Raw genomic sequence first — 24830 nt, 5'->3', positions numbered from 1 at the left:
GGAGGGGTGCCCCCGGATCGTGCAGGTGGGGACGATGTCAACCCTTCACAGCTCCTTGCATGATTCCTCCGATGATCTGCTTGCCCAGCACCGCGAAGATGATGATCAGCGGTAGGGTCCCCACCGCCGTCCCCGCCAGGCCGAGCACGTAGTCGTTCACATAACCGCTGGCCAGGGTGGACAGCGCGACCTGCACCGTCGGGTTCTCCGGGGTGAGGACGACGAGCGGCCAGAAGTAGTCGTTCCAGGCCGACATGAAGGTGAGCATGCCGAGTACGGCGGCGGCCGGGCGGGCGACCGGGAGCACGACGTGCCAGAACAGGCCCCAGGTCGTGCAGCCGTCGACCCGGCCGGCTTCCAGCAGTTCGGTGGGCAGCGCGCGCGAGAGGTACTGCGTCATGAAGAACACGCCGAACGCGTTGACCAGCGCGGGCACGATCAGCGCGTACATCGAGCCGGTCCACTCGATCTTCACCATGAGCATGTAGAGCGGGATGATGCCGAGCTGCGCGGGCACCATCATGGTCCCGACCGTCATCAGCAGCAGCGCGTTCTTGCCCCGGAAACGGAGCTTGGCGAAGGCGAAGCCCGCCAGCGTGGAGAGGAACATCGTCGCCAGCGCGATCGAGCCCGCCACCAGGAAGGAGTTCATCAGCGCCAGCGCGAAGGGCACGGTGTCGAAGACGCGCGCCACGTTGGCGAAGAAGTTGCCGCCGGGCAGCAGCGGGGGCGGCACCTCGGCGAGCGCGGAGTTGTGCCGGGAGGCCACGACCACGCTGTAGTAGAGCGGGAAGGCGGAGAAGAAGCCGACCGCGAGCAGCGTCAGGTAGGTCAGTCTCCGCGCCGCGCTGTTCCTCCTCATCGGAGCCCTCCCGCGCTGCGCCGGGTGAACAGGTAGTTGATCCCGGCCACGAGCACCACGAACACGAACATCACCCAGGAGGCGGCCGAGGCGTAGCCGAAGTCGAAGTTGGTGAAGCCGTGCTCGTAGATGTAGAGCGCCAGCGTCTGGAACTGCCGGTCGGGACCGCCGGTGATCATGCCGCCGCTGCCGGTCGTGGCGCCGAACAGCAGCGGCTCGGCCAGGATCTGCATGGCGCCGATGGTGGAGACGATGACCGTGAACACGATCGTCGGCTTGATCATCGGAATGGTGATCTTCCGGAGTTGGGTGAAGCCGTTCGCGCCGTCGATGGTCGCGGCCTCGTACAGCTCACGCGGTACGGCCTGCATGGCGGCGAGATAGATCAGCGTGTTGTAGCCGGTCCACCGCCACATGATCATGACGGAGATGGCGACGTGCGAGGTGGCCGTGCCCGCCGCCCAGTCGACGCTGCCCGCGCCGAACCACGACAGCACCCAGTTGATCAGGCCGAAGTCGCGCCCGAAGAGCTGGCTGAAGATGACCACGACGGCCACCACGCTGGTCACGTTGGGCAGCAGCAGGGTGATCCGCAGGAAGGTCTGCGCCCGCAGCGGCCGGTTGAGCAGGTGGGCCAGCCAGATGGCCAGCATCAGCTGGGGGACGGTCGAGAGGATCCCGATGGACAGGGTGTTGAAGGTCGCGTTCCAGAAGTACTCGTCCTGGAACAGCGTGCTGAAGTTGCCGACGCCGATGAAGGTCTGGGTGTCGGACAGCAGGGTCCACTCGTGCAGGCTGACCCAGGCCGTGTAGGCCAGCGGGAACAGCCCGAACGCGCAGAACAGCAGGAAGAAGGGCGCGATGTAGGCGTACGGCGAGCCCTTGACGTCGAGCCGGTGCAGGAGCGGGCTTCGGACGCCACGACGCCGGTGCCGCATCGGGGCACTTGGGGGAGCCGCCGGGCGGCCCGGGGCGCGGGTTGGCACGGCAGATCCTTTCGGAGGTCGGTGGGAGGCGGCCGGCCCGCTCGGTGGGGGCCGGCCGTACCTCGCCTGCTACTTGATCTTTCCGACGTCCGTCAGGACCTGCGCCCAGGCTTCGTCGGGCGTCTGCTTGCCCTGCTCGACCCGGCCGAGCCCGTTGCCGATCGCCGTGCGGACCTCGGCCTCCTTCGGGCCGAGGTGCTGGGGCTTGAGCGCCTTGGCGGCGTCAGAGTAGATCTTGCCGATGGGCGCGTCACCGAAGAACGGCTTGGTGAAGCTCTGGATCTCCGGGTCGTCGTAGAGCGCGGGGATGGAGGGGAATGTGCCCTCCTCCTTGAACACCTTGGCCTGGTTCTCGGGCGAGGTGAGGAACGCGATCAGCTCGGCGGCCTCTTTGGCGTGCTTGCCCTGTTTGGGAAGCGTGAGGTGGGAGCCGCCGCTGTTACCGGCGCCGCCGGGTACCGCCGCGATGTCCCACTTGCCGGTGGCGTCCTTGGCCTGCTCCTGGATGAAGCCGGTCATCCAGGCGGGGCAGATGATGGTGGCGAAGGAGCCCTTGGCGAAGCCGGTGTTCCACGGCGGGGAGAAGGCCGCGAGCCGCGCCGTCAGCTTGTTCTGGCTGAGCTGGTTGGACAGGTCCCAGGCCTTCTTCACGTCGGCGTTGCTGGCGACGATGATGTTGTCCTGGTCGTCGTAGTAGCCGATGGGCGCCTGGTTCACCATCGCGCGGAAGATCTCGCCGGGGCTGTCGACGAAGGAGGAGCCCTTGACGCCGCCGGTGGCGAACTTCTTGCCGGTCTCGATGTACTGCTCCCAGGTGGGCCAGAGCGCGGAGACCTCGTCGCGGCCGTCGGGGAGCCCGGCCTTCTTGAACAGGTCCTTGCGGTAGCACATGGCCAGGCCGCCGACGTCGGTGCCCAGGCCGAGCAGCGCCGAGCCGTCCTTGGACACGCCCTGCTGCCACTTCCAGTCGAGGTAGTCGGCCTGCCGCTTCTCCAGCCCGAATTCCTTGAGGTTGTGGAACCGGGCGGGCGTGGCGGTGAAGGTGCTGATGTAGCCGACCTCGATGGCCTCGATGTCGGCCGCGCCGGCGTTCGTGGCCAGCCGCTTGATGAGGTTGTTGTGGTGGTCCTCGAACTGGCTGACCCGTTCGACGACCTCGACGTTCGGGTGGGTCTTCTTGTACTCCTCGTACAACGGTTTGTAGCCGAAGTCGCCGAAGAGTCCGATCGTCAGTTTGACCTTCTCGGCGGGCCCGGAGGCGGCGGTCTTCGCCCCGTCCGTGTTGCCGGCGTCGCCGCCGCAGGCGGCCACGCCCAAGGTCAGTACGGCCGTGGCGATTATCGATGTGAGGAACCGGGGGCGTAACGAGCCCATGGAACCCTCCCTGGGTTTCGGCATTAATTGATCTTCAGGAGAGCGCTCTCTCATGAGGGTGATATCCGCCGTGTGTCCTGTCAATGGATCTGCGGGTAACGATCGCCGTTACCTGACCCGCGCCGCACCGGCATGTGTGAGCAGCACGTTTCCGATCAGTTAAGTCAGGGCCCTTGACAGAGGTTCGTGCGGCAGAGCACTCTCAGGTCCTGAGAGCGCTCTCCTCACTCCCGTCGTCCTCGCACACGACGGGCACCCCTCAGCTCGGAGGAGACGCAGTGCATTCGTCTCGAAGCCCAGGTGTTCCCCTGCTGATCGCGGCTTTCACCGCACTCGCCACCATCGCCCTGCCCGCTGCCCCCGCACACGCGGCGACCGTGACCGTCGGCGCCGGAAGCTACACCACCGACCTGCCCGCCGGCACCACGGGACCGGCCAACAACGCGGGCGCCCCCGTCACCCCGAAGGTGACCGCCAACGCCGCCGGCAAGCCCGTCCCCACCAACGACTGGTGGTCCTCGCTGGCCTTCCAGAGATACGCCGGCAACCCCTACTCGGAGAACATGTACGGCCACCCCCTCGCCTACAAGGCGGTGGCGAGCGGCCTGGAGGTCAGCTACCCCAGCACCCCGCTGATCGGCGGAGACGGCCGGCAGTACGAGTTCCCGCACGCCAGGGACCTCACCCTCGGCGTCACCGGCCTGAACGCGCCCGACACCCGGGTGGACCGGTGGTCCGACTGGACGGTCACCCCCTCCTGGGCCGACGGCACACGCACGCTGAAGACCACCATCGGGCACGGCATGCCGTACGTGCAGGCCGAGACGAGCGGCGGGGACGCGCGGATCGCCTTCGTCGCCACACCGAGCGTGTGGGCAGACCGGGGCAACGTGCTCGGCGTGACCGTCAACGGCCACCACTACGCGCTCTTCTCGCCGGGCGGGACCGACTGGAACCTCGCCGGCACCGTGGCCACCGCCGCCCTCGGGGGAAGGAACTACTTCTCCGTCGCGGTCCTGCCCTCGACGGGCGCGCTCGACCTGTTCGCCAAGTACGCCTTCAGCTTCGTCACCGGCAGCACCGTGAACTGGGCGTACGACACCGCCGCCGGGCGGGTCACCACCACCTACGCCGCCACGACCACCGCCAGGGAGGGCAGCCAGACCGGCACCCTGCTGGCCCTCTACCGGCACCAGTGGCTCGCCACCACCGACGCGCTGACCAGCCACACCTACGCCTCCTCGCGAGGCACCATGAAACTCCGCGAAGGAGCCTCCTTCACCACCAGGCAGAGCTTCACCGGCGTGCTGCCCGCACTGCCCGACCTGGGCGCCTACGACCGGACCCGGCTGCGCGACCTGGTCAGGCAGGAGGCGAACGCGGCCGATCCATGGAAGGGCGCGGCCGACACCTACTGGACCGGCAAGGCCCTCGGACGGCTGGCCCAGCTGGTGCCGATCGCCGACCAGCTCGGTGACACCGCCACCAGGGACAAACTGCTCGGGCTGCTCAAGGGCGAGCTGCAGAGCTGGTTCACGGCCGGCGGCGAGCAGTTCCGCTACGACCCCGCGTGGAGCGCGTTGACCGGCTATCCCGCCTCCTACGGCAGCGACGGCGAGCTGAACGACCACCACTTCCACTACGGCTACTACCTGATGGCCGCGGCGACCGTGGCGCGCTACGACACCGCCTGGGCCGCCGACTCGCAGTGGGGCGGCATGGCGAAACTGCTGGCCAGGGATGCCAACAACTGGGTCAGGTCCGACATCCGGTTCCCCTTCCTGCGCAACTTCGACCCCTACGCGGGCAACGGCTGGGCGTCGGGACACCAGGGCTTCGCCGCCGGCAACAACGAGGAGTCGTCCTCCGAGGGGATGAACTTCGCCGCGGGCGCGATCCTGCTCGGCGAGGCCACCGGTGACACCGGCCTGCGCGACCTCGGCGTCTACCTCTACACGACCCAGTCGGCGACGATCGCGCAGTACTGGTACGACGCCGACAACGCGGTCTTCCCCAGCGGGTACCAGCACGACACCGTCGGGATGATCTGGAGCAACGGAGCCGCCTACTCGACCTGGTGGACCGCCAACCCCGAGGAGATCCACGGCATCAACATGCTGCCGATCACCGCCGGGTCCCTCTACCAGAGCGACGTCGCGCAGAACCTCGCCGAGCTGACCGCGAACAACGGCGGCCCCGCGGTGGAGTGGCGCGACATCATCTGGCAGTTCCAGGCGCTGGCCGACCCGGCGGGGGCCAAGGCAGCCTGGGACTCCGGCTGGAACTCCTACGAGCCGGAGTCGGGCGACTCCAAGGCCCACGCCTACCACTGGATCTACAACCTGGCCCGGACCGGCGTTCCGGTGAAGTCGGTCACCGCCGACTCGCCGACCGCCGCGGTCTTCGCCGCCGGGGGCACCCGCACCTACGTGGCCCACAACTTCGCCGCGGCGAGCCGTACGGTCACCTTCTCCGACGGGAAGACGCTCGCGGTGCCCGCCCGTTCGACCGCCACCAGCGCGGGGCCCGGGAATCCGGACCCCGATCCCGACCCGGATCCGGACCCGGGCAACGGGAACACGTTCTATCCGCGTGACGGGGCGGCGACCGGGGTCAACGGGCAGCTCACGGTCGCCTCGGGCACGGCGGCGGCCACCGACACGATCGCCTCGGCCGGCGGGACCAACCACGACGGCACGCCGTACCAGCCGCTGGTCTACGAGATCAGCGGGGTGAACGGCACGCACGACGCGAGCAGACCCACGGGCTTCGACCTCTACGTGGACGCGGGGACGACGGTCGCGCTCGGCGCCCAGGCCAGGATCTCCTACGACTTCACCGGCAACGGCAGCTTCGACCGGGTGGAGACCTTCCCCTACTTCGCGACCGACCCGGTCACCGGCTGGGAGAGGTACGCGGCGGGCGCTCCCTCCAGCGCGACCGGCACGTTCGGCAACCTCGTGGGCGGACGGGTCCGGCTGGAGGTGTGGCACGCCATCGGCAACGGCACGGCCCAGCTCCGGGTGGGCGCGAGCGAGACGCAGGGTTCCCGGTCCGTCGTACGCATCCCCTTCGAATAGCCGACAGGAGAGATCATGCGCAAGTGGAAACTCGCACTCTTCGCCGCCGCGGTGGCGGGGCTCGTGGCGACGGCCGTGGCCGCCGTGCCGCCCACGCCGTCGGGCTGGTCGCTGGTCTGGTCCGACGACTTCAACGGCAGCGCGGGCACCCTGCCGTCGTCGGCGAACTGGATCATCGACACCGGGCACGGCTACCCGGGCGGCCCCGGGAACTGGGGCACCGGTGAGGTCCAGAACTACACGTCGAACACGTCCAACCTGAGCCTCGACGGCGCGGGCAACCTGCGGATCACGCCGCTCAAGAGCGGCTCGGGGGAGTGGACCTCGGCCCGGATCGAGACCCGCCGCGCCGACTTCAAACCCGCCGCCGGGCGCGTCCTGCGTATCGAGGGCCGCATCCAGATGCCCAACGTGACCGGTTCGGCCGCGCTCGGCTACTGGCCGGCGTTCTGGGCGCTCGGCGCGCCGTACCGGGGCAACTACTGGAACTGGCCGGGCATCGGCGAGTTCGACATCATGGAGAACGTCAACGGGCTCAACTCGGTGTGGGCCGTGCTGCACTGCGGCGTCAACCCCGGCGGGCCGTGCAACGAGACCACCGGCCTCGGCGCCAGCCGCGCGTGCCCCGGCTCCTCCTGCCAGTCGGCGATGCACACCTACCGCTTCGAATGGGACCGGAGCACCTCGCCCAACCAGCTCAGGTGGTACGTCGACGGCCAGCTCTTCCACAGCGTCAACCAGAACCAGTTCGACGCCACCACCTGGAACAACATGACCGGCCACGGGGGCTACTTCCTGCTGCTCAACGTGGCCATGGGCGGCGCGTTCCCGGACGCGCTCGCCGGCCCGACCCCGACGGCCGCCACCGTCTCCGGCCGCCCGATGGTCGTCGACTACGTGGCCGTCTGGCAGAGCGGCACCACGACCCCGACCGACCCGCCCACCGACCCGCCCGGCGGCGGCGTCGACGCGCGCTCGACCATCCAGGCCGAGGCGTTCCAGGCCCAGTCGGGCACGATCACCGAGGCCACCACCGACACGGGCGGCGGCAGCAACATCGGCAGCATCTCCAACGGGGCGTGGCTCCGCTACGACAACGTCCGGTTCGGCAGCTCCGCCGCGACGCAGTTCAAGGCGCGGGTCGCCTCGGGCGCGGGCGGCGGGGTCAGCGGCCTGGTCCAGGTACGGCTGGGCAGCCCGACGGGCACGGTGATCGGCGACTTCGCGCTGGGCAACACGGGCGGCTGGCAGAGCTGGCGGACCGTCCCGGCCAACATCTCCGGCGTGACCGGCACGCACACCGTCTACCTCACCTTCGCCAGCGGCCAGCCCGCTGACTTCGTCAACGTCAACTGGTTCACCTTCGGCAACTGATAGGCAGGGGCGTCGTGGCTTTACGGAGTATCGGGGTCATATCAGTCCTGCTCGCGTCGCTCGTCGCGATCCCTGCCGGGGTCGCGCAGGCGGAGACGAACCTGGCGACGTACGGCGTCGCCACCGCCTCCTCCGCGGAGAGCGCCGCGCTCGGGGCCGACAAGGCGATCGACGGCGATCCGGCGACCCGCTGGTCCAGCTCGTTCACCGACCCGCAGACGATCACCGTGGACCTCGGCGCCCCCGCCCACGTCACCGGCGTCACGCTGCGCTGGGAACCCGCGTACGGCACGGCCTACACGATCGAGACCTCTCCCGACGGCGACGCGTGGGCCCCGGCCCACCAGACCACCGACGGCGACGGGGGAGTGGACGAGATCACCGGGCTGGACGCGGCGGCCCGTTACGTCCGCCTGACCGGCACGGCACGGGCCACCGAGTACGGCTACTCGCTGTTCGAGTTCGAGGTCCTCGGTGAGTTCACCGCCCAGGCGGTGAGCCTGCCCGTGCCCGCCGTACGGCTGCCCGAGGACGGCTCGGCCGAGGTGCCGGTCCGCCTCAACCGGAGCGCCGGGTCGCAGGTCACCGTGCGCTACGCCACCGCCGACGGCACCGCGTCGGCGGGGACCGACTACCAGGACGCGCAGGGCGTGCTGACCTTCGCGCCCGGCGTGACGGAACAGAAGATCAAGCTGACGGGAGTCGACGACGAGGTCAACGAGCGGGCGGAGACCTTCACCCTGAGGCTGGACGACGCCTCGGGCGCCGACATCTCGCCCCGCGCCGCGCTGACGGTCACGATCGCCGACGACGATCCGCCGCCCTTCGACGGCGAGACGAAGACCGTGGCCGACCTCGACACCGTTCCCGAGGGCCTCTTCGCCTGGGGGGACAGCGCCGCGAGCACGCCCGTGCTCACCGCCGTCGAGGACGGTGACCGGCACGTGATGCGGGCGGCCTACGACGTCGCGCAGTGGGGCGGCTGGTCGCACGAGTGGACCGTCGCCGAGGACTGGACCGGCTTCGACGGCTTCTCGTTCTGGGTCAACGGAACCGGCAGCGGTCAGCAGATCTACTTCGAGCTGAAGGACGGCGGCGCGGCGGCGGGCTCCGCCGAGCTGTTCGACGCCTCCTTCGTGGACGAGGCGGCGGGCTGGCGGAAGATCCAGGTGCCGTTCCGCGACTTCAAGCGCCGCGCCGACTACCAGCCCGGCGGCGCGCCCGACGACGGCCGCCTCGACCTGACGAGCATGTGGGGCTACGCGATCAGGTTCCCGGCGGTCTCGGGCGTGCTGCTCTTCGACCAGGTCGAGATCTACGAGCAGGTGCTGACCGTCGACCGGTACGACGGCGAGGTGCCCATCGTGAGCGGGCCGCCCGAGCCCGGCCTCTTCACCTTCGGCGGCGATGCCGACGACCATCCCGTCCTCTCCTTCGCCGACGCCGGTGACCGGGGCAAGGTGCTGCACGGCAGCTACGACATCAGCGCCTGGGGCGGCGTGGTGCACAACCTCGCCGAGCCGCAGGACTGGAGCGGCTTCGCCGGCCTCCGCTTCTGGTGGTACGGCCAGAACACCGCCCCGCTGCCGCCCGGCTCCGGCAGGCGGGTGTTCCTGGAGATCAAGGACGGCGGAGCGGGCGCCGAGGCCAGCGAACTGTGGAACACCTCCTTCACCGACGACTGGGAGGGATGGCACCTCGTCGAGCTGCCGTTCTCGCGGTTCGTGTTCCGTGGCGACTACCAGCCGGTGCCCGGTGGCCTGGACCACAAGCTGGGGCTGGACGAGATGTGGGGATACGCCGTCACTCTGCCGTCCGGTTCGCCGGGGGAGTTCCGGCTCGACGATCTGCAGGTGCACGGGGTGGCGGGGGCCGCGCCCAAGGCGACGGTCTCGCTGGACAGGCCGGTGTACGCGGTGCGGGAGGGCGATCCGGTCGAGGTGCGGGTCACGGTGACGAGCACGGGCGGGACGGCGCTCGACGAGCCGGTGACGGTCGCCTATTCGACGGGAACGGGTACGGCGGGCGCGGGCGACGACTACACGCCGGTCACCGGTTCGCTGACCTTCCCAGCAGGCACCACTTCCGGAGATTTCGGGATATTCACAGTTCTAGTGGCGGATGACGGGAACGCGGAGGTCGCCGAGACCATCCCGATCACGCTGACCGCCACCGGGGCGGCGGTGGGCGAGGAGTCGGTCATCGTGATCGACGCGCACGGCCTGCCGTACCTCGACTCGGCCAGGCCCGATGAGGAGCGGGTCGCGGACCTGCTGGGCCGGATGACCACGGCGGAGAAGATCGGGCAGATGACCCAGGCGGAGCGCGGAGCGCTGCGCGCACAGGACGACATCGCCTCCTTCGCGCTCGGCTCGCTGCTGTCCGGCGGCGGCTCCGTCCCCACCCCGAACACGCCGGTCGCCTGGGCCGACATGATCGACGGCTATCAGCTCCGCGCCAGGCAGACCCGCCTGCAGATCCCGTTGATCTACGGCGTCGACGCCGTGCACGGCCACAACAACGTGGTCGGCGCGACGATCTTCCCGCACAACGTGGGCCTGGGCGCCACCCGTGACCCGTCGCTGGTCCAGGAGACCGGCAAGATCACCGCGAGGGAGGTCAGGGCGACCGGGGTCCCCTGGGACTTCGCGCCGTGCCTGTGCGTCAGCAGGGACGAGCGCTGGGGCCGCACGTACGAGTCCTTCGGCGAGGATCCCGCCCTGGTGTCCAGGATGGCGACGATCATCGACGGCCTCCAGGACGAGGGCGTGCTCGCCACCGCCAAGCACTACGTCGGCGACGGCGGCACCGCCTACGGCTCCTCCACCACCGGCGACTACACGATCGACCAGGGTGTCACCAAGCTGCAACGCGCCGAGCTCGAAGCCCTGCACCTCGCCCCCTTCCGCGAAGCCGTCGCCCGGAAGGCCGGCTCCGTCATGCCGTCCTACTCCAGCGTCGACCTCGGCGACGGGCCCCTGAAGATGCACGCCCACCGCGAACTGATCACCGACGTCCTCAAGGGGGAACTCGGCTTCGAGGGCTTCGTGATCAGCGACTGGCAGGCCATCGACCAGATCCCCGGCGACTACCCGAGCGACGTGCGGACCTCCGTCAACGCCGGGCTCGACATGATCATGGTCCCGACCCGCTATGAGGACTTCGTGACCGCCCTGACCGCCGAGGTGGCCGCCGGACGCGTCCCGATGAGCCGGATCGACGACGCCGTCACCCGGATCCTGACCCAGAAGTTCCGCCTCGGCCTCTTCGAGACCTACTACGCCGACCGTGACCATCTGGCCGACGTCGGCTCCGCCGCGCACCGGAAGGTGGCCCGGACCGCCGCCGCCCGATCACAGGTCCTGCTCAAGAACGCCGGCGGGCTGCTGCCGCTCTCGCCCGACGCCAAGGTCTACGTCGCCGGGGCCAACGCCGACGACCTGGGGAACCAGGCCGGCGGCTGGACCATCAGCTGGCAGGGCTCCTCCGGGCCCACCACCGAGGGGACCACGATCCTGTCCGGCATCCGCGCCGCCGTCGCGGCCCCCTCCGAGGTGACCTTCTCGGCGGACGCCTCCGCCCCGCTGACCGGGCACGACGTGGGTGTCGTGGTCGTCGGTGAGAAGCCGTACGCCGAGGGCGTCGGAGACGTCGGCGTCGGCGGGCGCACCCTGGAACTCGCCGCGGCGGACCGGGCGGCCATCGACAAGGTGTGCGGCGCGATGAAGTGCGCCGTGCTCGTCGTCTCCGGCCGGCCACTCCTGCTCGGGTCCGCGGCGGACAAGGCCACCGCCCTGGTCGCCTCGTGGCTGCCCGGCAGCGAGGGCGCCGGCGTCGCCGACACCCTCTTCGGCGCCGTCCCCTTCACCGCCCGGCTGCCCTTCAGCTGGCCGCGCTCCGCCGTACCGATCAACGTGGGCGACACGGCCTACGACCCCCTGTTCCCGTACGGCTGGGGCCTGCGCACCGACCCCGCCCGCCCGCGGCTGAAGACGGTACGCGACCAACTCGCCAAGATCCGCGGCGACGCCCGCAGCACCGCCGCGGCCGCCGCCCTCACCCTCGCCCTCCACGAGGGGAACTGGACCCGCGACGGCGCGGTCCGCAACCCCGGCCTGGTGCTCCTCTCCCTGGGCGCCGCGGCGGCCCTGCTGGAGAAGACCACCAAGGACACCTTCGCCCAGAACGACGCCCTGATCTCCATCGCCAGAGACCTCGCCCAATCCCGCCCCCTCACCCCCCAGACCGCCTCCCTCCAGGCCCGCGCCGACCAGGAGGCCATGTCCGGCAACCTGACGGCAGCCCTCCGCCTCCTCACCACCTCCCTCACCGCCCCCCGCTGACCCCACTCCCCACCGACCCTCCTCGCGCTACGACCCCCGCCTCTTTCTCCCGTCGGCCTCACCCCACCGCCTTTCCGCGCGTTACGACCCCCGCTTCTTTCTCTCGGCCTCACCCCCACCGCCTCTCCTCGCGTTACGACTCCCGCCACGGACACGCCCGTGGCGGGGCGCGGCCCGGTTCCGTCGCATCGGACGGGTAGTGGGGTCGTCGTCCTTAGTGCGGCGGTGGTGGGGGCGGGCCGGCATTGGACGAGGGCGCGGTCGCCGCCGTGACGCGCGCCCCACCGCCGGTCGTCCCGCGCGCACCGGGCCGGCGTCGGTTCTGAGCCTTCTTCGCGGCGTGTCGCACAGGTTGTCCCGCGCACACAGGGCAGGCGTGCCCTTGTAGCGTGTAGCCGACATCCGGCAACGCTTGGAGCCCCCCGTATGCGCTGGCAGGTCAACTCCGAAAAGCCCCTCTATGTTGACCAGTGGATCGATGTGCGGTTGGCGGATGTGGAGCTACCCGACGGCAGTCATCTGGCGCACCGGCTGATCCGCATCGCGCCCGGCGCGGGAGCCCTCGTCACCGACGAGCGGAACCGGGTGCTGATGATCTGGCGGCACCGCTTCATCACCGACACGTGGGGCTGGGAGATCCCGATGGGCAGGGTCGAGGCGGGCGAGACCCCGATCATGACGGCGGCGCGCGAGGTCGAGGAGGAGACCGGTTGGCGACCCGGGCCGCTGCACCCGCTGCTGTGCCTCCAGCCGACCAACGGCATCTCCGACTCCGTCCACCACATCTTCCGCGCCACCCAGGCCACCCACATCGGCCAGCCCACCGACGCCTGGGAGGCGGAGCGCGTCGACTGGATACCCCTCGCCGACACCTACCGCATGATCGGCGAAGGCAACATCGTCAGCGGCACCAGCATGGCCGCTCTCCTCTACATGCTCAGCACGGCGTAGGGCCGGCACGCGCGGCGGGTTTCCGGGCGCGGGGGCGGTCGAGGTTGCGGGGGCTGGTCCTCGCGCAGGGAACAGGGGCTCGTGCGGCGATCCGGGAAGGGCGGGCCTGGTCCAGGGAAACCGAAGGGCATGGTCGACGTGCGAGTTGTCACGGTGCTCGGCCACAGCCGCTGGAGTGCCATGAACCCACGGACCCGTGCCACCTACGGCGGGTGGCGCGGGCGGGGCCTGCCGTACGGTCGGGTGGTTCGGGTGGCGCGGGTGGCGCGGGCGGGGCCTGCCGTACGGTCAGGTGGTTCGGGTGCCGCTCAACGCGGTGGCGACGCCGAGGCTCAGGTAGACGATGCCGCTGAGGTTCCTGAGCAGCTTGGCCCTGGCGCGGAGCCGTGCGCCGAGCGCGCTCGCGCCGAGCGCGTAGACGATGTCGGAGATCAGGCCGAGCAGGAGCAGAGTGAGGCCGAGCACGACGATCTGCAGCGCGGGGGAGCCCGCCTCCTGATCGACGAACTGGGGGAGGAGGGCCAGGAAGAACAGGATGACCTTCGGGTTCAGCACGTTGACCAGGACGCCTTCGAGGAAGACCCGGCGTAGCGGCTGGGGGGCGACGCGCTCGCCGTCCACGTCGTCCTTGCCGGTCAGCGTGCGGATGCCGAGGTAGATCAAATAGCCGACTCCGGCCCACTTGACCAGGGTGAAGAGGGTGGCCGACTGGGCGATCAGGTAGGAGAGCCCGGCGGCGGCGGCCGCGATGTGGATCAGGGTGCCGGCCTCCACGCCGAGGGCGGACGCCAGGCCCGCCGACCGGCCCTGGGCGACGCCTCTGGCGATGATGTAGAGGTGGTTCGGCCCGGGGGAGACGACCAGGATGAGCGATGTGGCGATGAAGAACGCCAGAGTGGACCACGAAATCACGAAATAAGACCATATGGCCGGGTTGGTGCTCTGATGAGGGCCATTTCGGGTTCGAGTACGTGGTCCAATCGGGTTGTCGGCGGTGCGTGGAATACTCGGTCACGTGACATGGCGAGCGGCTGAGAGCGTGCTGGTCGGACGATCAGCGGAGCTGGATCGCCTGGTCGGTGTCGCACGCGCGGCCGCCGGCGGATCCGCCGGGGTGGCCCTGATCGGGGGAGACGCGGGCATCGGCAAGACGCGGCTGGTGAGCGAGCTGGCGCAGCGGGCCGCCGACGAGGGGTTCACCGTGCTCATCGGGCAGTGCGCCGAGCTCGGCGACACCATGCCCTACCTCCCGCTGGCCGACGCGCTGCGCGACGCCCCGCCCGAGCTGGTCGCGGCCTGGCCGGTGCTGCTGCGCCTGCTGCCCGGCAGACGGGGCGAACCCGACGACGAGGCGGCCGGCGGGCTCACCCAGCAGCGGCTGTTCGGCTCCACGCTGGCCATGCTCGCCGAGCTGTCGGCCCAGCGGCCCGTGCTGCTGGTCTTCGAAGACCTGCACTGGGCCGACCGCTCGACCCGTGACCTGCTGGTCTTCCTCACCCGCATGCTGCAGACCGAACGCGTCTGCCTGGCCGGCACCTACCGAACCGACGATCTGCACCGGCGGCACCCGTTGCGCCCGCTGCTCGCCGAGATGCGCCGGCTGCCCGCGGTGACCGCCGTGGAGCTGGGTCCGCTCAGTCCCGACGAGATGGCCGACCATCTGGCCACGCTCGACGGAGGAGATCCGGCGGCCATCGACGCGGTGATCCGGCGTGCCGAGGGCAACCCGTTCTACGCGGAGGAGTTGCTCGCCGCCTACGACGGCACCCTCCCCGAGGGCCTCGCCGACCTCCTGCTGGCCAGGGTGGAACGGCTGTCGGAGCCCGCCCTCGGGGTGCTGCGCTCGGCGGCCGTCGCCGGGAGCAGGGCCGACCACGATCTCCTGAGCGAGGTGTCCGCCCTCGACGACGCGCCCTTCGACGAGGGGGTGCGCGAGATCCTCTCCAGAGGGTTGCTGCTGCGCGACGGGCATGGATACGTCTTCCGGCACGCGTTGCTCAGGGAGGCGGTCTACATCGATCTGCTTCCGGGCGAGCGCACCCGGCTGCACACGGAGTTCGCCAAGGTGCTCGCCCGGCGCAACGGCCCGGTCGCCGAGTTGGCGCACCACTACCTGGCCAGCCACGACCTGCCCGGCGCCCTCACCACCTCGGTCGAGGCGGGCCGCAGGGCCGCCCGCGTGGGAGCGCCCGCCGAGGCCCACCGCCACTTCGACCAGGCGCTCGGGCTGTGGGAGCGGGTGCCCGACCCCGAGCGGCTCGCCGGCGTCGGCCGCGACGCCCTCGGACTGTGGAGCGCCGTCGCCGCCGCCGACAGCGGCGACAACCACCGCGCGATCGCCCAGCTCAGGGAGTTGCCGGCGACGGCGGAGACCTACGAGCGGCTTGCCTACTACCTGATCGAGATCGAAGACGAAGCCGGCTCCGTGGCGGCGGCGAAGGCCGCGGTCGCCGCGGCCCCCGAGGGCCCGCTGCTCGCCCGCGCCCTCGCCACCTACGCCCGCACCCTCGCCGGGGGCTCCCGGCACGCCGAGGTCAGGGAACTGGCCGCCCGCGCGCTCGACGTCGCCGAGTCGAGCGGCGCCGTCGACGCGGAGAACAGCGCGCTCATCGCGCTCGCCGCCTGCGCCGAGTTCGAAGGGGAGACGGCCGAGGCGGAGCGTCTGCTCGGCCGCGCCATCGCCCGGCGCTCGTCCGACCTGTCCATCGACCTGCGTGCGGTGTTCACTCTGGCCCGGATCCGGTTCGAACGGGGCGCGCTGGCCGCTGCCGCGCCGACCGTCGACCACGGCCTGCGGATGGCCGTGGAGACCGGCCTGACCTGGAGCACGTACGGCACCGACCTGCGTTTCCTGCGCCTCCTCATCCACTACGTGTCCGGCGAATGGGACCAGGCGCAGGAGGTCGCCGCCGGGTTCGGCGTCAGGGTCGGCACCCCCGCCGAGGCGACACTCTCCTCCTTCGCGCTCTTCGTCGAGGTGGCCAGGGGCCTTCCCATCGTCGAAGAACGCCTCGACTGGGTCCGCGGCTTCTGGGACGTCGTCCTCGTCGCCTACATGTCCAGGGGCCTCGCGGCCGAGCACGCCCTGTGGAACGGCGATCCCGAGGGCGCGCTCGTCCACGTCACGGCCGTGGTCAGCGCTCTGGAGCCGAACGACGCCGCCCTGATCCGCATCGCCGCCACCGGTCTCGGCGCGCTCGCCGAACTCCGCCGCACCGAGGGCGCCGACGAACTGCTCGCCCGCGCCAGGCACGCCGCCACCTGGAGCTCCGTCCAGGTCGAGGGCAGGGCCTGGCTGGTCCGCGCCGAAGCCGAATGGCATCGGGTGTATGGCACGGCCACCCCGGCCATCATGGCGGACGTCGTCACGGCCTTCGACTTCGGCTTCACCTACGAGGTCGCCCGGTCACGCTGGCGGCTCGCCGAGACCCTCCTCGCCACGGGCGACAGGGAGGCCGCCCTGGTCGAATGGCGCTCAGCGGTCGCCACCGCCACGGCCCTCGGCGCCGCCCCGCTCTCCCGAGCCCTCGCCGCCCTCGGCCGCCGCGCCCGTTTCACCGGCAAGCCCACCACGGCGGTCGCCGGCCTCACCGAGCGCGAACGCGAAGTCCTCGCCCTGATCGCCGAGGGCCTCACCAACCGCGAAATCGCCGAACGCCTCTTCATCGCGCAGAAGACCGTCAGCGTCCATGTCTCCAACATCCTCGGCAAACTGGGCGTCTCCTCCCGCACCCAGGCCGCCGCCCTCGTCCTCAACCGCACTTCCTGAAGGCCGCTCCATGCTGATCAGAGATGCCACACCCGACGACTGGCCCGCCATCTGGTCCTTCATGCGCCCCATCGTCGCCCAGGGAGACACCTTCACCTGGCCGCCCGACGCCTCCGAACAGTGGGCCCGCTCAAGCTGGCTGCACCCCTCGCCGGCCCGTACGGCCGCGCCCAGCCGTACCCTCGTCGCCACCGCGCCCGACGGCACCATCCTGGGTACCGCCGAGATCCACCCCAACCAGCCCGGTCCCGGCTCCCACGTCGCCAACGCCGGCTTCATGGTCAACCCCGCCCACGCGGGCCAGGGCGTCGGCCGGGCCCTCGGCGAGCGCGTCATCACGCGGGCCCGAGCCGACGGCTACCGCGCCATGCAGTTCAACGCGGTCGTGGAGACCAATGTCAACGCCGTGGCCCTGTGGCGCTCCCTGGGCTTCCAGGTGCTGACGACCATCCCCGAGGCCTTCCACCACCCCACCCAGGGCTACGTCGGCCTGCACGTGATGCACCGCCGCCTCTGACCATCTCACGCGTGCCTGGATCAGCCGACGCGTGCCTGGGTCAGTTGACGCGTGCCTGGGTCAGCCGACGCGCGCCGACATCGGCGCTGGGCAAGCTAACGCGTGTCGACATCCGCCCTGGGTCAGCTGACGTGTGACCGATGCCGACGCTGGATCAGCTCGTGCGTCCCGACGCCGACGCTGGATCAGCTCGTGCGTGCCAACACCGCGCTGGATCAGCTCAGCCCGCCCGGCGAGCCCGGCTAGGTCTGGATCAGCTCAACCGCGCCCGCCGACATCGAGAGATCCGGCTCAGTTCAGCCCGCGCGGGCCGACACCGCGAGATCTCTGACCACCTGGATCAACTCAGCCGGGTCGAACGGCTTCGTGAGATAGGCGTCGACCCCGATGCCCATCCCGCGCCGCCTGTCGTCCTCCTGCGCCCGCGCGGTGATCAGCACCACCTTGATGTGGCTGGTGTCATCGCCGGCGCGCAACCGCGACGCCGTCACCCACCCGTCCAGCCGAGGCATCATCACATCAAGTGTGATCACATCTGGCCTGATCTTCACCACCCGATCCAGGCAATCCTGCCCATCGGTCGCGGTCTCGACCTGGAAGCCCTCCAGGGTCAGATTGACCGCGATCAGCTGCCGGATGACCTCATCATCATCCACGACCAGTACCCGCCCCAGAACCTCACCCACGGCCGCGAGGCTAACCGGTCGGAGGGGGTGGCGGGAGGCTTTCCCGTGATGTGTGCCCGCACAGATACCAACGTGCCGAGCACCGGCCAGATACTGGTAGCCTTAGCAAGCGCTGAGCCCCCTTAGCTCAGGGGATAGAGCACCGGCCTCCGGAGCCGGGTGCGCAGGTTCGAATCCTGCAGGGGGCACCGAAAACAAGGGAACGTTCGTTGATCGCCGATCCTCTCGGAGGGTCGGCGATTTCGTTTGTGACGGCCTGTATGGCAGGCAGTGCGCCCTCCTTGATCGTGACGCGGATGAGCACGTCGTGGGTGGCGTAGCGGTAGCGGATCTCCAGGTGGAAGGCTTCGAATAGCTTCCGCTGCAACTCCTCGGGGATCGAGGAGAGGTCGGTGAGCCGGGGAAGCCGGTCGAGTAGCTCCGGACTGTCTTGAGGCTCAACGGGGTGCCCTGCGGCGAGCGCCTGCAGCTCCTCGGTCGCGGCCTTGCGCTTGCGGGCGAGCTCGCCGTACCGGCGCTGGAGGCGTTCGCGGAAGTCGCGGTCGATCTCCTCGTCGCCGCTCGGCTCGTGCTCCTCGATTTGGGTGAGGAGGTTGTCCTGCCGTTTGGCCAGATCGGCGATTTCGGTTTTGTACCGATCGATAGCGGGGTTCTCGGCGGGCACCGCCTGGAGCGTGGTCCGTAGCGCGGTCTGACGAAGCGGGCCGAAGACGTGCTCGGCGAAGAAGGACATGACCAAGGTGAGAAGCTCGTCCTCGCGGATCCACATGCTCTTGGGATGGCTGTCGAACCACTCGCGGCGGTCGCGATGGTGACGCATGTCGGCATCGCAGGCGTAGTAGGCGGTGGTGCGCCGGGTCTTGCCGTGCATGCGACGGTCGCACAGATCGCAGACCACGTAGGAGCGGAGCGGGTAACTGCGATGGGTCTGAGGGTGGCTGTTGAGGCCGGGGCCGGTACGCGAGCCACGTCTGGTGCGGCCGATCGGGGCGACGGACTGGAAGAGTTCCTTGGTGACCAGGGGCTCGTGGGTCGGCCGGGGCGACCAGACCCACTCACTGAGCGGGTTGAGCTTGCCGCCCTTCTTGGTGGCTCGCCGGTTCCACACCATGTATCCCGTGTACTTGGGGTTGCTCAGGATCTCCCGTACGGCGGAGCCGCTCCATCGGCCCAGGGCCCGCCGGGGATCGACGGGCATGGGCGGCGGATACTTGTCCGGTTCGAGGTTGAGCCGGTCGGCGATGCCGTCGTAGCCGAGCCGGTGGACGGTCCTCAGCATGAAGATGTGCGTGACGGTCGGTCCCTCGACCGGATGGGGGACCAGACGGCTCTTGGTGCGGCCCTCGGCCCGCTTGGCAGCGACCGGGTGGGGGATCTTCTGAGCGCGGTAGCCGTAGCAGGGCTTCCCGACGTTCCAGCCCTGCTCGGTGTGCTCGCAGAAGCCGTCCCACGACAGCTCCAGGAGTTGGAGGACGTACCACTCGGCGACCGCCTGCTTTACCCGGCGGGTAAGGACAGGAGTGGCGCGCTTGCGTGACCGGCCTCCATTGGACGGTTCGAGCTGCGGCATCGGCTCGTCGGCGGCCAGCAACATGACCCTGGCCTGCTCCAGCTCGTACTCGACCTTGGTGCCGAAGTAGGTGCGTCTCGCCACTCGCTCGACGGACTCGCAGATCACGGCGGCGAACCGGCGGTCCGGACGCTTGGCCTCCGCGAGCATGTCCTGGATGCCGCCGTCACGAGAGATGGGGATATCGAAGGCTTGGTGTGCGTTGCCGCGTCCGCGTGCCTCCAGATCCATTCGTCCCGACTCGACGTCGTAGAAGTGTGCGACGATCACGCACCCACTCGGCAGGGCATCGCGGGAGTTGCGTAGTTGGCGGGGGAGGGACAGCGTTGGGTCCTGCTGGTCGTCGGTGGAGGTTCGGCCGAGCCAGGCCACCGGGAGGGTGATGTTGAGGGCCTGTCTAGTGGCCGTCGACGGGCCGGTGTCGTCCCAGGGGAAGTTCACGGCGTTCTCCGTTCGTGCAGCCATCGCAGAATCTCCAGGATCACCAGGCACTGGCGTGCTTCCAGTTCGTCGCCCTCGGGACCGTCGATGGCGACGAACTCCGCCTCCGCGTTCAGGGCGCCTCGACGTGCGGGTTGGGGCCCTGCAGCGTACAGCTCCGGTTCTGGTTCAGGAGGCTCTGAGCAGGCCTTTTCTATCGGTTCGGTCACCCTCGACCGCCGACTTGGTCGCCAAGCTCTTGGCCGCTGAGGATGATCAGGTGGACGCGGCTCGGCCCGACGGACCGATTGTCTGCACGGGACAGTCTTGCCGGAGCCTCAACACCGGAGCAGCTCTCCGGATGCTTCGGCTCTTTGGCACGGGCGGGTGCCGACGCGACGCCGGCAGATTCGGTGTTGAGCGGTACGGGCATCGTCAGTTGGGGCGGGCCTCAGATCCGTGGTGCTCCCGCGAACGGGAACATGATCCCTACTCCAGCACCCACCTCTGGCGAGACGTTGGCGAGGCTCTGGCGCTCTTGGGCCGGGTGGTTTTGGCGGCGGCCTTTGGCAGGGCGCGATGGTGCTTGGCGTGGTGGGGGTCCGTCATCTGAGCTCGCTGGGGAACGGCGCTCCCAGCGCCATGGCTGTATCGCTCGACCAAGACTTCGCGATGTCAGCCGTATCTCGTTTTCGCTATTGCCACCTCGATCTTGTGGGGATGGGGTTATGTGCGACTTTGTCGATGCCGGTCTGCTCCGGGACGACGATCAATCTATGAGGAATCGAATTCCTCTATACGAGTCGGGGCATGGCGCGGGCATCGTACAGCTCCATGACCTGAGAGATGAGCACTGAAGTCCCCTCCCGATTAGTTGGGAGGGATAATCGAACAGGCAACGGGAGGGGTATCGGGAAGGCTAATGGCGGTTCCAGCTCATCGAGCTTGGCCACGCAGGAGGAGCGCCCAGAGCTGTGCGGCGCGAGCGGTCACCAGCCAGTCTGTCTCACGTATGAGCATGCGTCCCTGAAAAGCCTTAAAGCGTCTGATGAAGGCCAGCCCTCCTGCTTCACACAACTCGTACTGCGTGCTTCTGCAGATACAGGTGTGTTCGCGTATCCGGATCCGATTGGCCCGGGGGAGCGGCGGCAGCCAACGAATCCGCTCATGGGTCGTAGCGACCGGGGCCACATGGATTCCATGAAATCCCGGGGAAAATGTCATGCCCGCCTCCTTGCGAGCCGTACAGTCGCGACGCGCCTCAGCCGTGCCGTACGGAGTCTGCGTGCCCGTGGCGGCGTATACGGATTGGCACGCCGCACGCATGGGTCACGCCACGATGTGGATCAACGGGTGGGACGGCCGACTTCGGCGAGGATCCGGTCAACACGATCACCGTCGGCCTTGGCGTAGCTCGTCAGGACGCGAGCTGTTCCTGTGGGCGGCCGTGCCGATCGCCATCGGCCGGTGCCTGGGCATTCGCCAGATCGGCCCACACGATGCGGTGACCGGTTCCGATGAGCTTGGTCCCGTGACGGATCGACAGTTCCGTGACGAGGCCAAGACCGCGACCTGATTGCACCATGGGCTCCGTCCCCAAGGGTGTGAAGAGCGGCTCGGGGTTGGACGTGCCCGGGTCGATCACTTCCAGCCGGACGAAATCCACCCCGAAACCGATCCTCACCTCGACCCAGTCGCGGTGCACCCCCGCCGGCACATGCTGGATGACATTCGTCACCAGCTCAGAGACGACCAGCGCGACGTTGAACCGCAGCTCCGGGGTGCTATCGGTGAGCCATAGTCTGATCGCCTGGCGCGCCTGCCAGGGAGCCTGGGTACTGCGCGGCAGCGTCGTGCTTATCCGTCCAGATACGTTCGGCGTTCTGGTGGATGCGGTTTCCATGGGCACAGGTATCACCGACCTCTAGGGACGCTTCGCCATATGTCCACAAGATCGAAAGTCATTGTGAACCCCGGCTCGGCTGCTTCTCGGAAGACTCTCCCCAGACTGACCTGCGCAAGCTACTTTTAGTAGTTGACGAGTAACACAACCGCTCCACACATCTTGTTCACTGATGTGTGTGAACCTGTGAACATGCGGGATGGTGTCGATGACCGCGAGCGAACTGGACCCCGGAGCCAGCCCTCTTGCCCTCTTCGGGGCCGAACTGAGGAGGTTGCGGGAGGACAAAGGCTTGACCCAAGAGGACATAGCGGACCACACTCACGTCAGCAAAAGCCTCGTCAGCCAGATCGAGAACGCCAAACGCACCCCACAGTGGAACTTCACCGAACAGGTGGAAACGCTCCTTAACCTCAACGGCGAACTGCTCCGCCTCCTGCCCTTGGTGATCAAAACAGGACCAACGTGGTTCCGCCAATGGCCCAAGATCGAGGCAGATGCTCACAACCTGCGAACCTGGCAACCGCTGGTGATTCCGGGGCTCCTACAGACACGCGATTACGCTCGCGCGATCCTGCGCGGGCAACCGGGCATCACCGAGGAACGCGTCAATGAGGCGACGGAGGCACGCCTTGCCAGGCAGACCGTGTTCGACCGCCCAGAACCACCGATGTATGCCGCGATGATCGACGAGATAGTCCTCAGCCGTCCCATCGGCGGAGCACAGGTGATGCGCGAACAGCTCGAACACCTCCTCAAGGTCGTGGACCACCCCTGCATCACATTGCAGATCGTCCCTATGGATGCAGTGCCCACGATCGGCCTGCTGGGCGGATTCGTCATCGCCCAGCAGCCTCAGGGACCCGACACGGTGTATCTGGACTCCGCCGCAGATGGCGAAGTAACAGATCGCGAGGACCGCGTGCGCACCGTTAGTGTCAGATTCGACGCCATCCGGTCATACGCCCGGCCGGTCAACGAAACCCCAGACGTGATACGCGAGAAGATGGTGGTGTATGAACGTGCCTGACGAACTGGCCGCAGAGCTCGAAACCGCGCAGTGGCGCAAGGCCTCCGCCAGCGGCGCCAACGGCGGAGACTGCATCGAGATAGCCCCTCTGACCGGGGACCGTGTTGGCATCCGCGACACCGAACGGCCCGACCTGGTGCCGTGGGTGGTACGCGGCGGTGTTTTTCGCGCCTTCGTCGCCGGCGCCAAGCAAGGCGAATTCGACTTCTAGCGGAAAAGCCTCCGCAGGCGCGGTGCCGAATGGGCGAAGTGACCCGCAGCTAGAGCACTGCGGCCGCCTTTGTTGTCTCTGCTATGTCTGACCGGAGGAGCCCTGTCGATGTCCTTGATTGGAAAGTGAACGTGCCAATGGATCGCACTCTTATGCGCCGCATGGATCTGTCAAGTGCCATTGCCCTTGAGTTGTCGTCACGCAACCGGCTGTTACCGCGGCGTTGGGACTACATGGCCCTGGCGTCGGAGCCCGCCTCGGTGGAGACTTGGCTGCTCCCACAGTTGCGACGTGTTCCCTCGGGAAAAAGTGCCGCCATCGTATTGGCGGACAAGGAATGGCGTGGAGCGCGGCCGCTGCACGTCATGACTCTTGAGGACAGGGTGCTGTACAGGGCACTCGTAGGACTCATCAGCCAGGCGCTACCACAACGGTTGCGCAGTCGAGTACCGATTGACGAGTTCCGGAGTGCGCCACTCGACGTCCCAGGCGCAGAGTACATTAGCAAGACGGATGTGACCTCCTACTATGAGTTCGTTGACCATGACCTGCTGGGCGCTGAACTGATTGCCCAGACTGGTGAAGAGCTTGCCGTCGATGCGCTGGGAAATTTGCTTGCTTCGGTTCTTGGGCGTCGTGTCGGGCTGCCACAAGTGCATTCTGCCAGCGATGTTCTGGGTGATGCTTACATCGATCCAGTACGTAGGCGTCTGCTGCGCCGAGGTCATGCCGTGTTCACTTATTCTGATGATTTCCGCATTGCTTCCCCCGCTCTCGGCACTGCACGCGCTGCGCTCGAGGCGTGTGCAATGGAAGTACGTTCCCTCGGCTTGGTACTCAACGAGCGAAAGACATACACCTATGGCGCGCAGAACTACCGCAGTTCTCTGACATCGTTCGCTGACGCGGAGCAGCGCCTATTCGCTGGCGAGGAGCCGACCGAACCGTTCGACGGCCTAAGGTTCCTGCGCGCCGCCTACAGCGATGCGGACGGCGATGCCGCGACACCGATAACGCTGAGTGGCAGTGTCGATGAGGACGAGACATTTGCCACGGACAACGGTGAAGCTAGCGAAAACATCGACCCGCAGCGTCTGAAGGCTGCGCAGCGGGCATGGCAGCTATGGGAACTTGAGGATGAGTCCGAGGAGAAGCAAGCATCCCAGGACGCCGCGATCACGCACTCTCTGCTCGGCCTCGCGTTGCCGCTACTTGGCGCGGCTGGAGATTCCAGCCCGCTGGAATGGCTGATAGGGCTACTCCGCTTCGAGCCGGCGCTAACTCCGCAAGTTGCTGTCTATCTGGACATGTACGGCCGCAACGGCCAGCGTGCGCGTGCCGAACTCCGCGCGGCGCTCGACGAGGTCACCAGCAGTGACATTCTCAGCGATTGGCAGGCCATGTGGCTCGCGCAAGCTGCGGGTGGCGTAGGGCGTTCGCAGCGTAAGCACAGTTACGAAGATTGGCTCGCCCGAAGCGCTGTCAGCGGCCACGATGGTCTCGCCGCTACCGCCGCGGCCGCCCTGGGGCGGATCGGACGAGGGGATTCCGACCTTGTGGCAGCGGCTGTAGATCGAGTGGGCCCCGAGTGGAGACGGCTAGCGTTTTGGGGCTTGATCGGTATTGACCGCGCCAGGGCAGAAGACACAGCCGACGATGAATTGGACCGGCTTCTTCTCGCTGCGACTATGCCGTGACCGCGCGAGTCCCGCAAGTCCCCTCGGCCGGGGCCGAAATAGCTACAGCGCTGCTGT

At 68.5% G+C, this 24830-nt stretch carries 16 protein-coding genes, 1 tRNA gene and 1 pseudogene; 11 read left to right on the top strand and 7 right to left on the bottom strand.

Annotated features, from left to right (window positions below; translation table 11 throughout):
• Nucleotides 1-37: 37 nt before the first annotated feature.
• The 3 genes from MBA17_RS23195 to MBA17_RS23185 all read right to left on the bottom strand — a co-directional run bounded on the left by MBA17_RS23195 (nt 38) and on the right by MBA17_RS23185 (nt 3222).
• Complete coding sequence (locus MBA17_RS23195; RefSeq protein WP_238498648.1) at nt 38-862, bottom strand: carbohydrate ABC transporter permease; 825 nt, start codon at nt 860-862, stop codon at nt 38-40.
• Nucleotides 859-1848, bottom strand: coding sequence for a carbohydrate ABC transporter permease (locus MBA17_RS23190; protein WP_238498647.1), 990 nt, complete (start codon nt 1846-1848; stop codon nt 859-861). Before MBA17_RS23190 ends, MBA17_RS23195 begins: the two co-directional genes overlap by 4 nt.
• Before the next feature lie 69 nt (nt 1849-1917).
• Nucleotides 1918-3222, bottom strand: coding sequence for an ABC transporter substrate-binding protein (locus MBA17_RS23185; RefSeq protein WP_238498646.1), 1305 nt, complete (start codon nt 3220-3222; stop codon nt 1918-1920).
• A 278-nt stretch (nt 3223-3500) separates the two neighbouring features.
• Here MBA17_RS23185 and MBA17_RS23180 point away from each other — a divergent pair, with 278 nt between their 5' ends.
• The 4 genes from MBA17_RS23180 (at nt 3501) to MBA17_RS23165 (ending at nt 12970) form a co-directional block, all read left to right on the top strand.
• On the top strand, nt 3501-6302 hold the full coding sequence (locus MBA17_RS23180; protein WP_238498645.1) for a glycosyl hydrolase: 2802 nt from the start codon (nt 3501-3503) through the stop codon (nt 6300-6302).
• 15 nt (nt 6303-6317) lie between these two features.
• Nucleotides 6318-7676, top strand: a complete 1359-nt coding sequence (locus MBA17_RS23175; RefSeq protein ID WP_238498644.1) for a glycoside hydrolase family 16 protein — start codon at nt 6318-6320, stop codon at nt 7674-7676.
• A gap of 14 nt (nt 7677-7690) precedes the next feature.
• Nucleotides 7691-12019 (top strand): glycoside hydrolase family 3 N-terminal domain-containing protein, encoded by a 4329-nt coding sequence (locus MBA17_RS23170; RefSeq protein WP_238498643.1) that lies wholly within the window; start codon nt 7691-7693, stop codon nt 12017-12019.
• A 426-nt stretch (nt 12020-12445) separates the two neighbouring features.
• Nucleotides 12446-12970, top strand: coding sequence for an NUDIX hydrolase (locus MBA17_RS23165; protein WP_238498642.1), 525 nt, complete (start codon nt 12446-12448; stop codon nt 12968-12970).
• A gap of 288 nt (nt 12971-13258) precedes the next feature.
• On the opposite strand, the gene MBA17_RS23160 is transcribed toward MBA17_RS23165, so the two are convergent.
• Complete coding sequence (locus MBA17_RS23160) at nt 13259-13882, bottom strand: LysE family translocator (protein WP_238498641.1); 624 nt, start codon at nt 13880-13882, stop codon at nt 13259-13261.
• Nucleotides 13883-13985: 103 nt separating this feature from the next.
• Here MBA17_RS23160 and MBA17_RS49610 point away from each other — a divergent pair, with 103 nt between their 5' ends.
• Entirely contained in the window at nt 13986-16739 is a 2754-nt protein-coding gene (locus tag MBA17_RS49610; RefSeq protein ID WP_455432823.1) for an ATP-binding protein, read from the top strand.
• 10 nt (nt 16740-16749) lie between these two features.
• On the top strand, nt 16750-17256 hold the full coding sequence (locus MBA17_RS23145; RefSeq protein WP_238498640.1) for a GNAT family N-acetyltransferase: 507 nt from the start codon (nt 16750-16752) through the stop codon (nt 17254-17256).
• A 296-nt stretch (nt 17257-17552) separates the two neighbouring features.
• Here MBA17_RS23145 and MBA17_RS23140 read toward each other — a convergent pair whose 3' ends face one another.
• Nucleotides 17553-17942, bottom strand: coding sequence for a response regulator transcription factor (locus MBA17_RS23140; RefSeq protein WP_238498639.1), 390 nt, complete (start codon nt 17940-17942; stop codon nt 17553-17555).
• Nucleotides 17943-18058: 116 nt separating this feature from the next.
• Here MBA17_RS23140 and MBA17_RS23135 point away from each other — a divergent pair.
• Nucleotides 18059-18130, top strand: a tRNA-Arg gene (locus tag MBA17_RS23135).
• Nucleotides 18131-18387: 257 nt separating this feature from the next.
• Nucleotides 18388-18627: a hypothetical protein gene (locus MBA17_RS23130; RefSeq protein WP_238498638.1), complete on the top strand. Its 240-nt coding sequence runs from the start codon at nt 18388-18390 to the stop codon at nt 18625-18627.
• Nucleotides 18628-18945: 318 nt separating this feature from the next.
• Here MBA17_RS23130 and MBA17_RS50520 read toward each other — a convergent pair.
• Both MBA17_RS50520 and MBA17_RS23125 read right to left on the bottom strand, forming a co-directional pair.
• A pseudogene (locus MBA17_RS50520) lies at nt 18946-19512 on the bottom strand (recombinase family protein); the annotation flags it as partial.
• A 1837-nt stretch (nt 19513-21349) separates the two neighbouring features.
• Entirely contained in the window at nt 21350-21835 is a 486-nt protein-coding gene (locus tag MBA17_RS23125) for an ATP-binding protein (protein ID WP_238498637.1), read from the bottom strand.
• A 208-nt stretch (nt 21836-22043) separates the two neighbouring features.
• Between MBA17_RS23125 and MBA17_RS23120 the strand changes: the two genes are divergently transcribed.
• The 3 genes from MBA17_RS23120 to MBA17_RS23110 all read left to right on the top strand — a co-directional run bounded on the left by MBA17_RS23120 (nt 22044) and on the right by MBA17_RS23110 (nt 24773).
• Nucleotides 22044-22865: a helix-turn-helix domain-containing protein gene (locus MBA17_RS23120; protein WP_238498636.1), complete on the top strand. Its 822-nt coding sequence runs from the start codon at nt 22044-22046 to the stop codon at nt 22863-22865.
• Nucleotides 22852-23076 (top strand): DUF397 domain-containing protein, encoded by a 225-nt coding sequence (locus MBA17_RS23115; RefSeq protein WP_238498635.1) that lies wholly within the window; start codon nt 22852-22854, stop codon nt 23074-23076. The genes MBA17_RS23120 and MBA17_RS23115 overlap by 14 nt, the downstream gene beginning before the upstream one ends.
• A 152-nt stretch (nt 23077-23228) precedes the next feature.
• Nucleotides 23229-24773, top strand: coding sequence for an RNA-dependent RNA polymerase family protein (locus MBA17_RS23110; RefSeq protein WP_238498634.1), 1545 nt, complete (start codon nt 23229-23231; stop codon nt 24771-24773).
• Nucleotides 24774-24830 lie beyond the last annotated feature (57 nt).

Source organism: Dolomitihabitans soli, assembly GCF_022213955.1.
GTDB classification, from domain to species: Bacteria; Actinomycetota; Actinomycetes; order Streptosporangiales; family Streptosporangiaceae; genus Streptosporangium_A; species Streptosporangium_A soli.
Note: the sequence above shows the minus strand (reverse complement) of the source record. Positions and strands in the feature narration are given on the sequence as shown.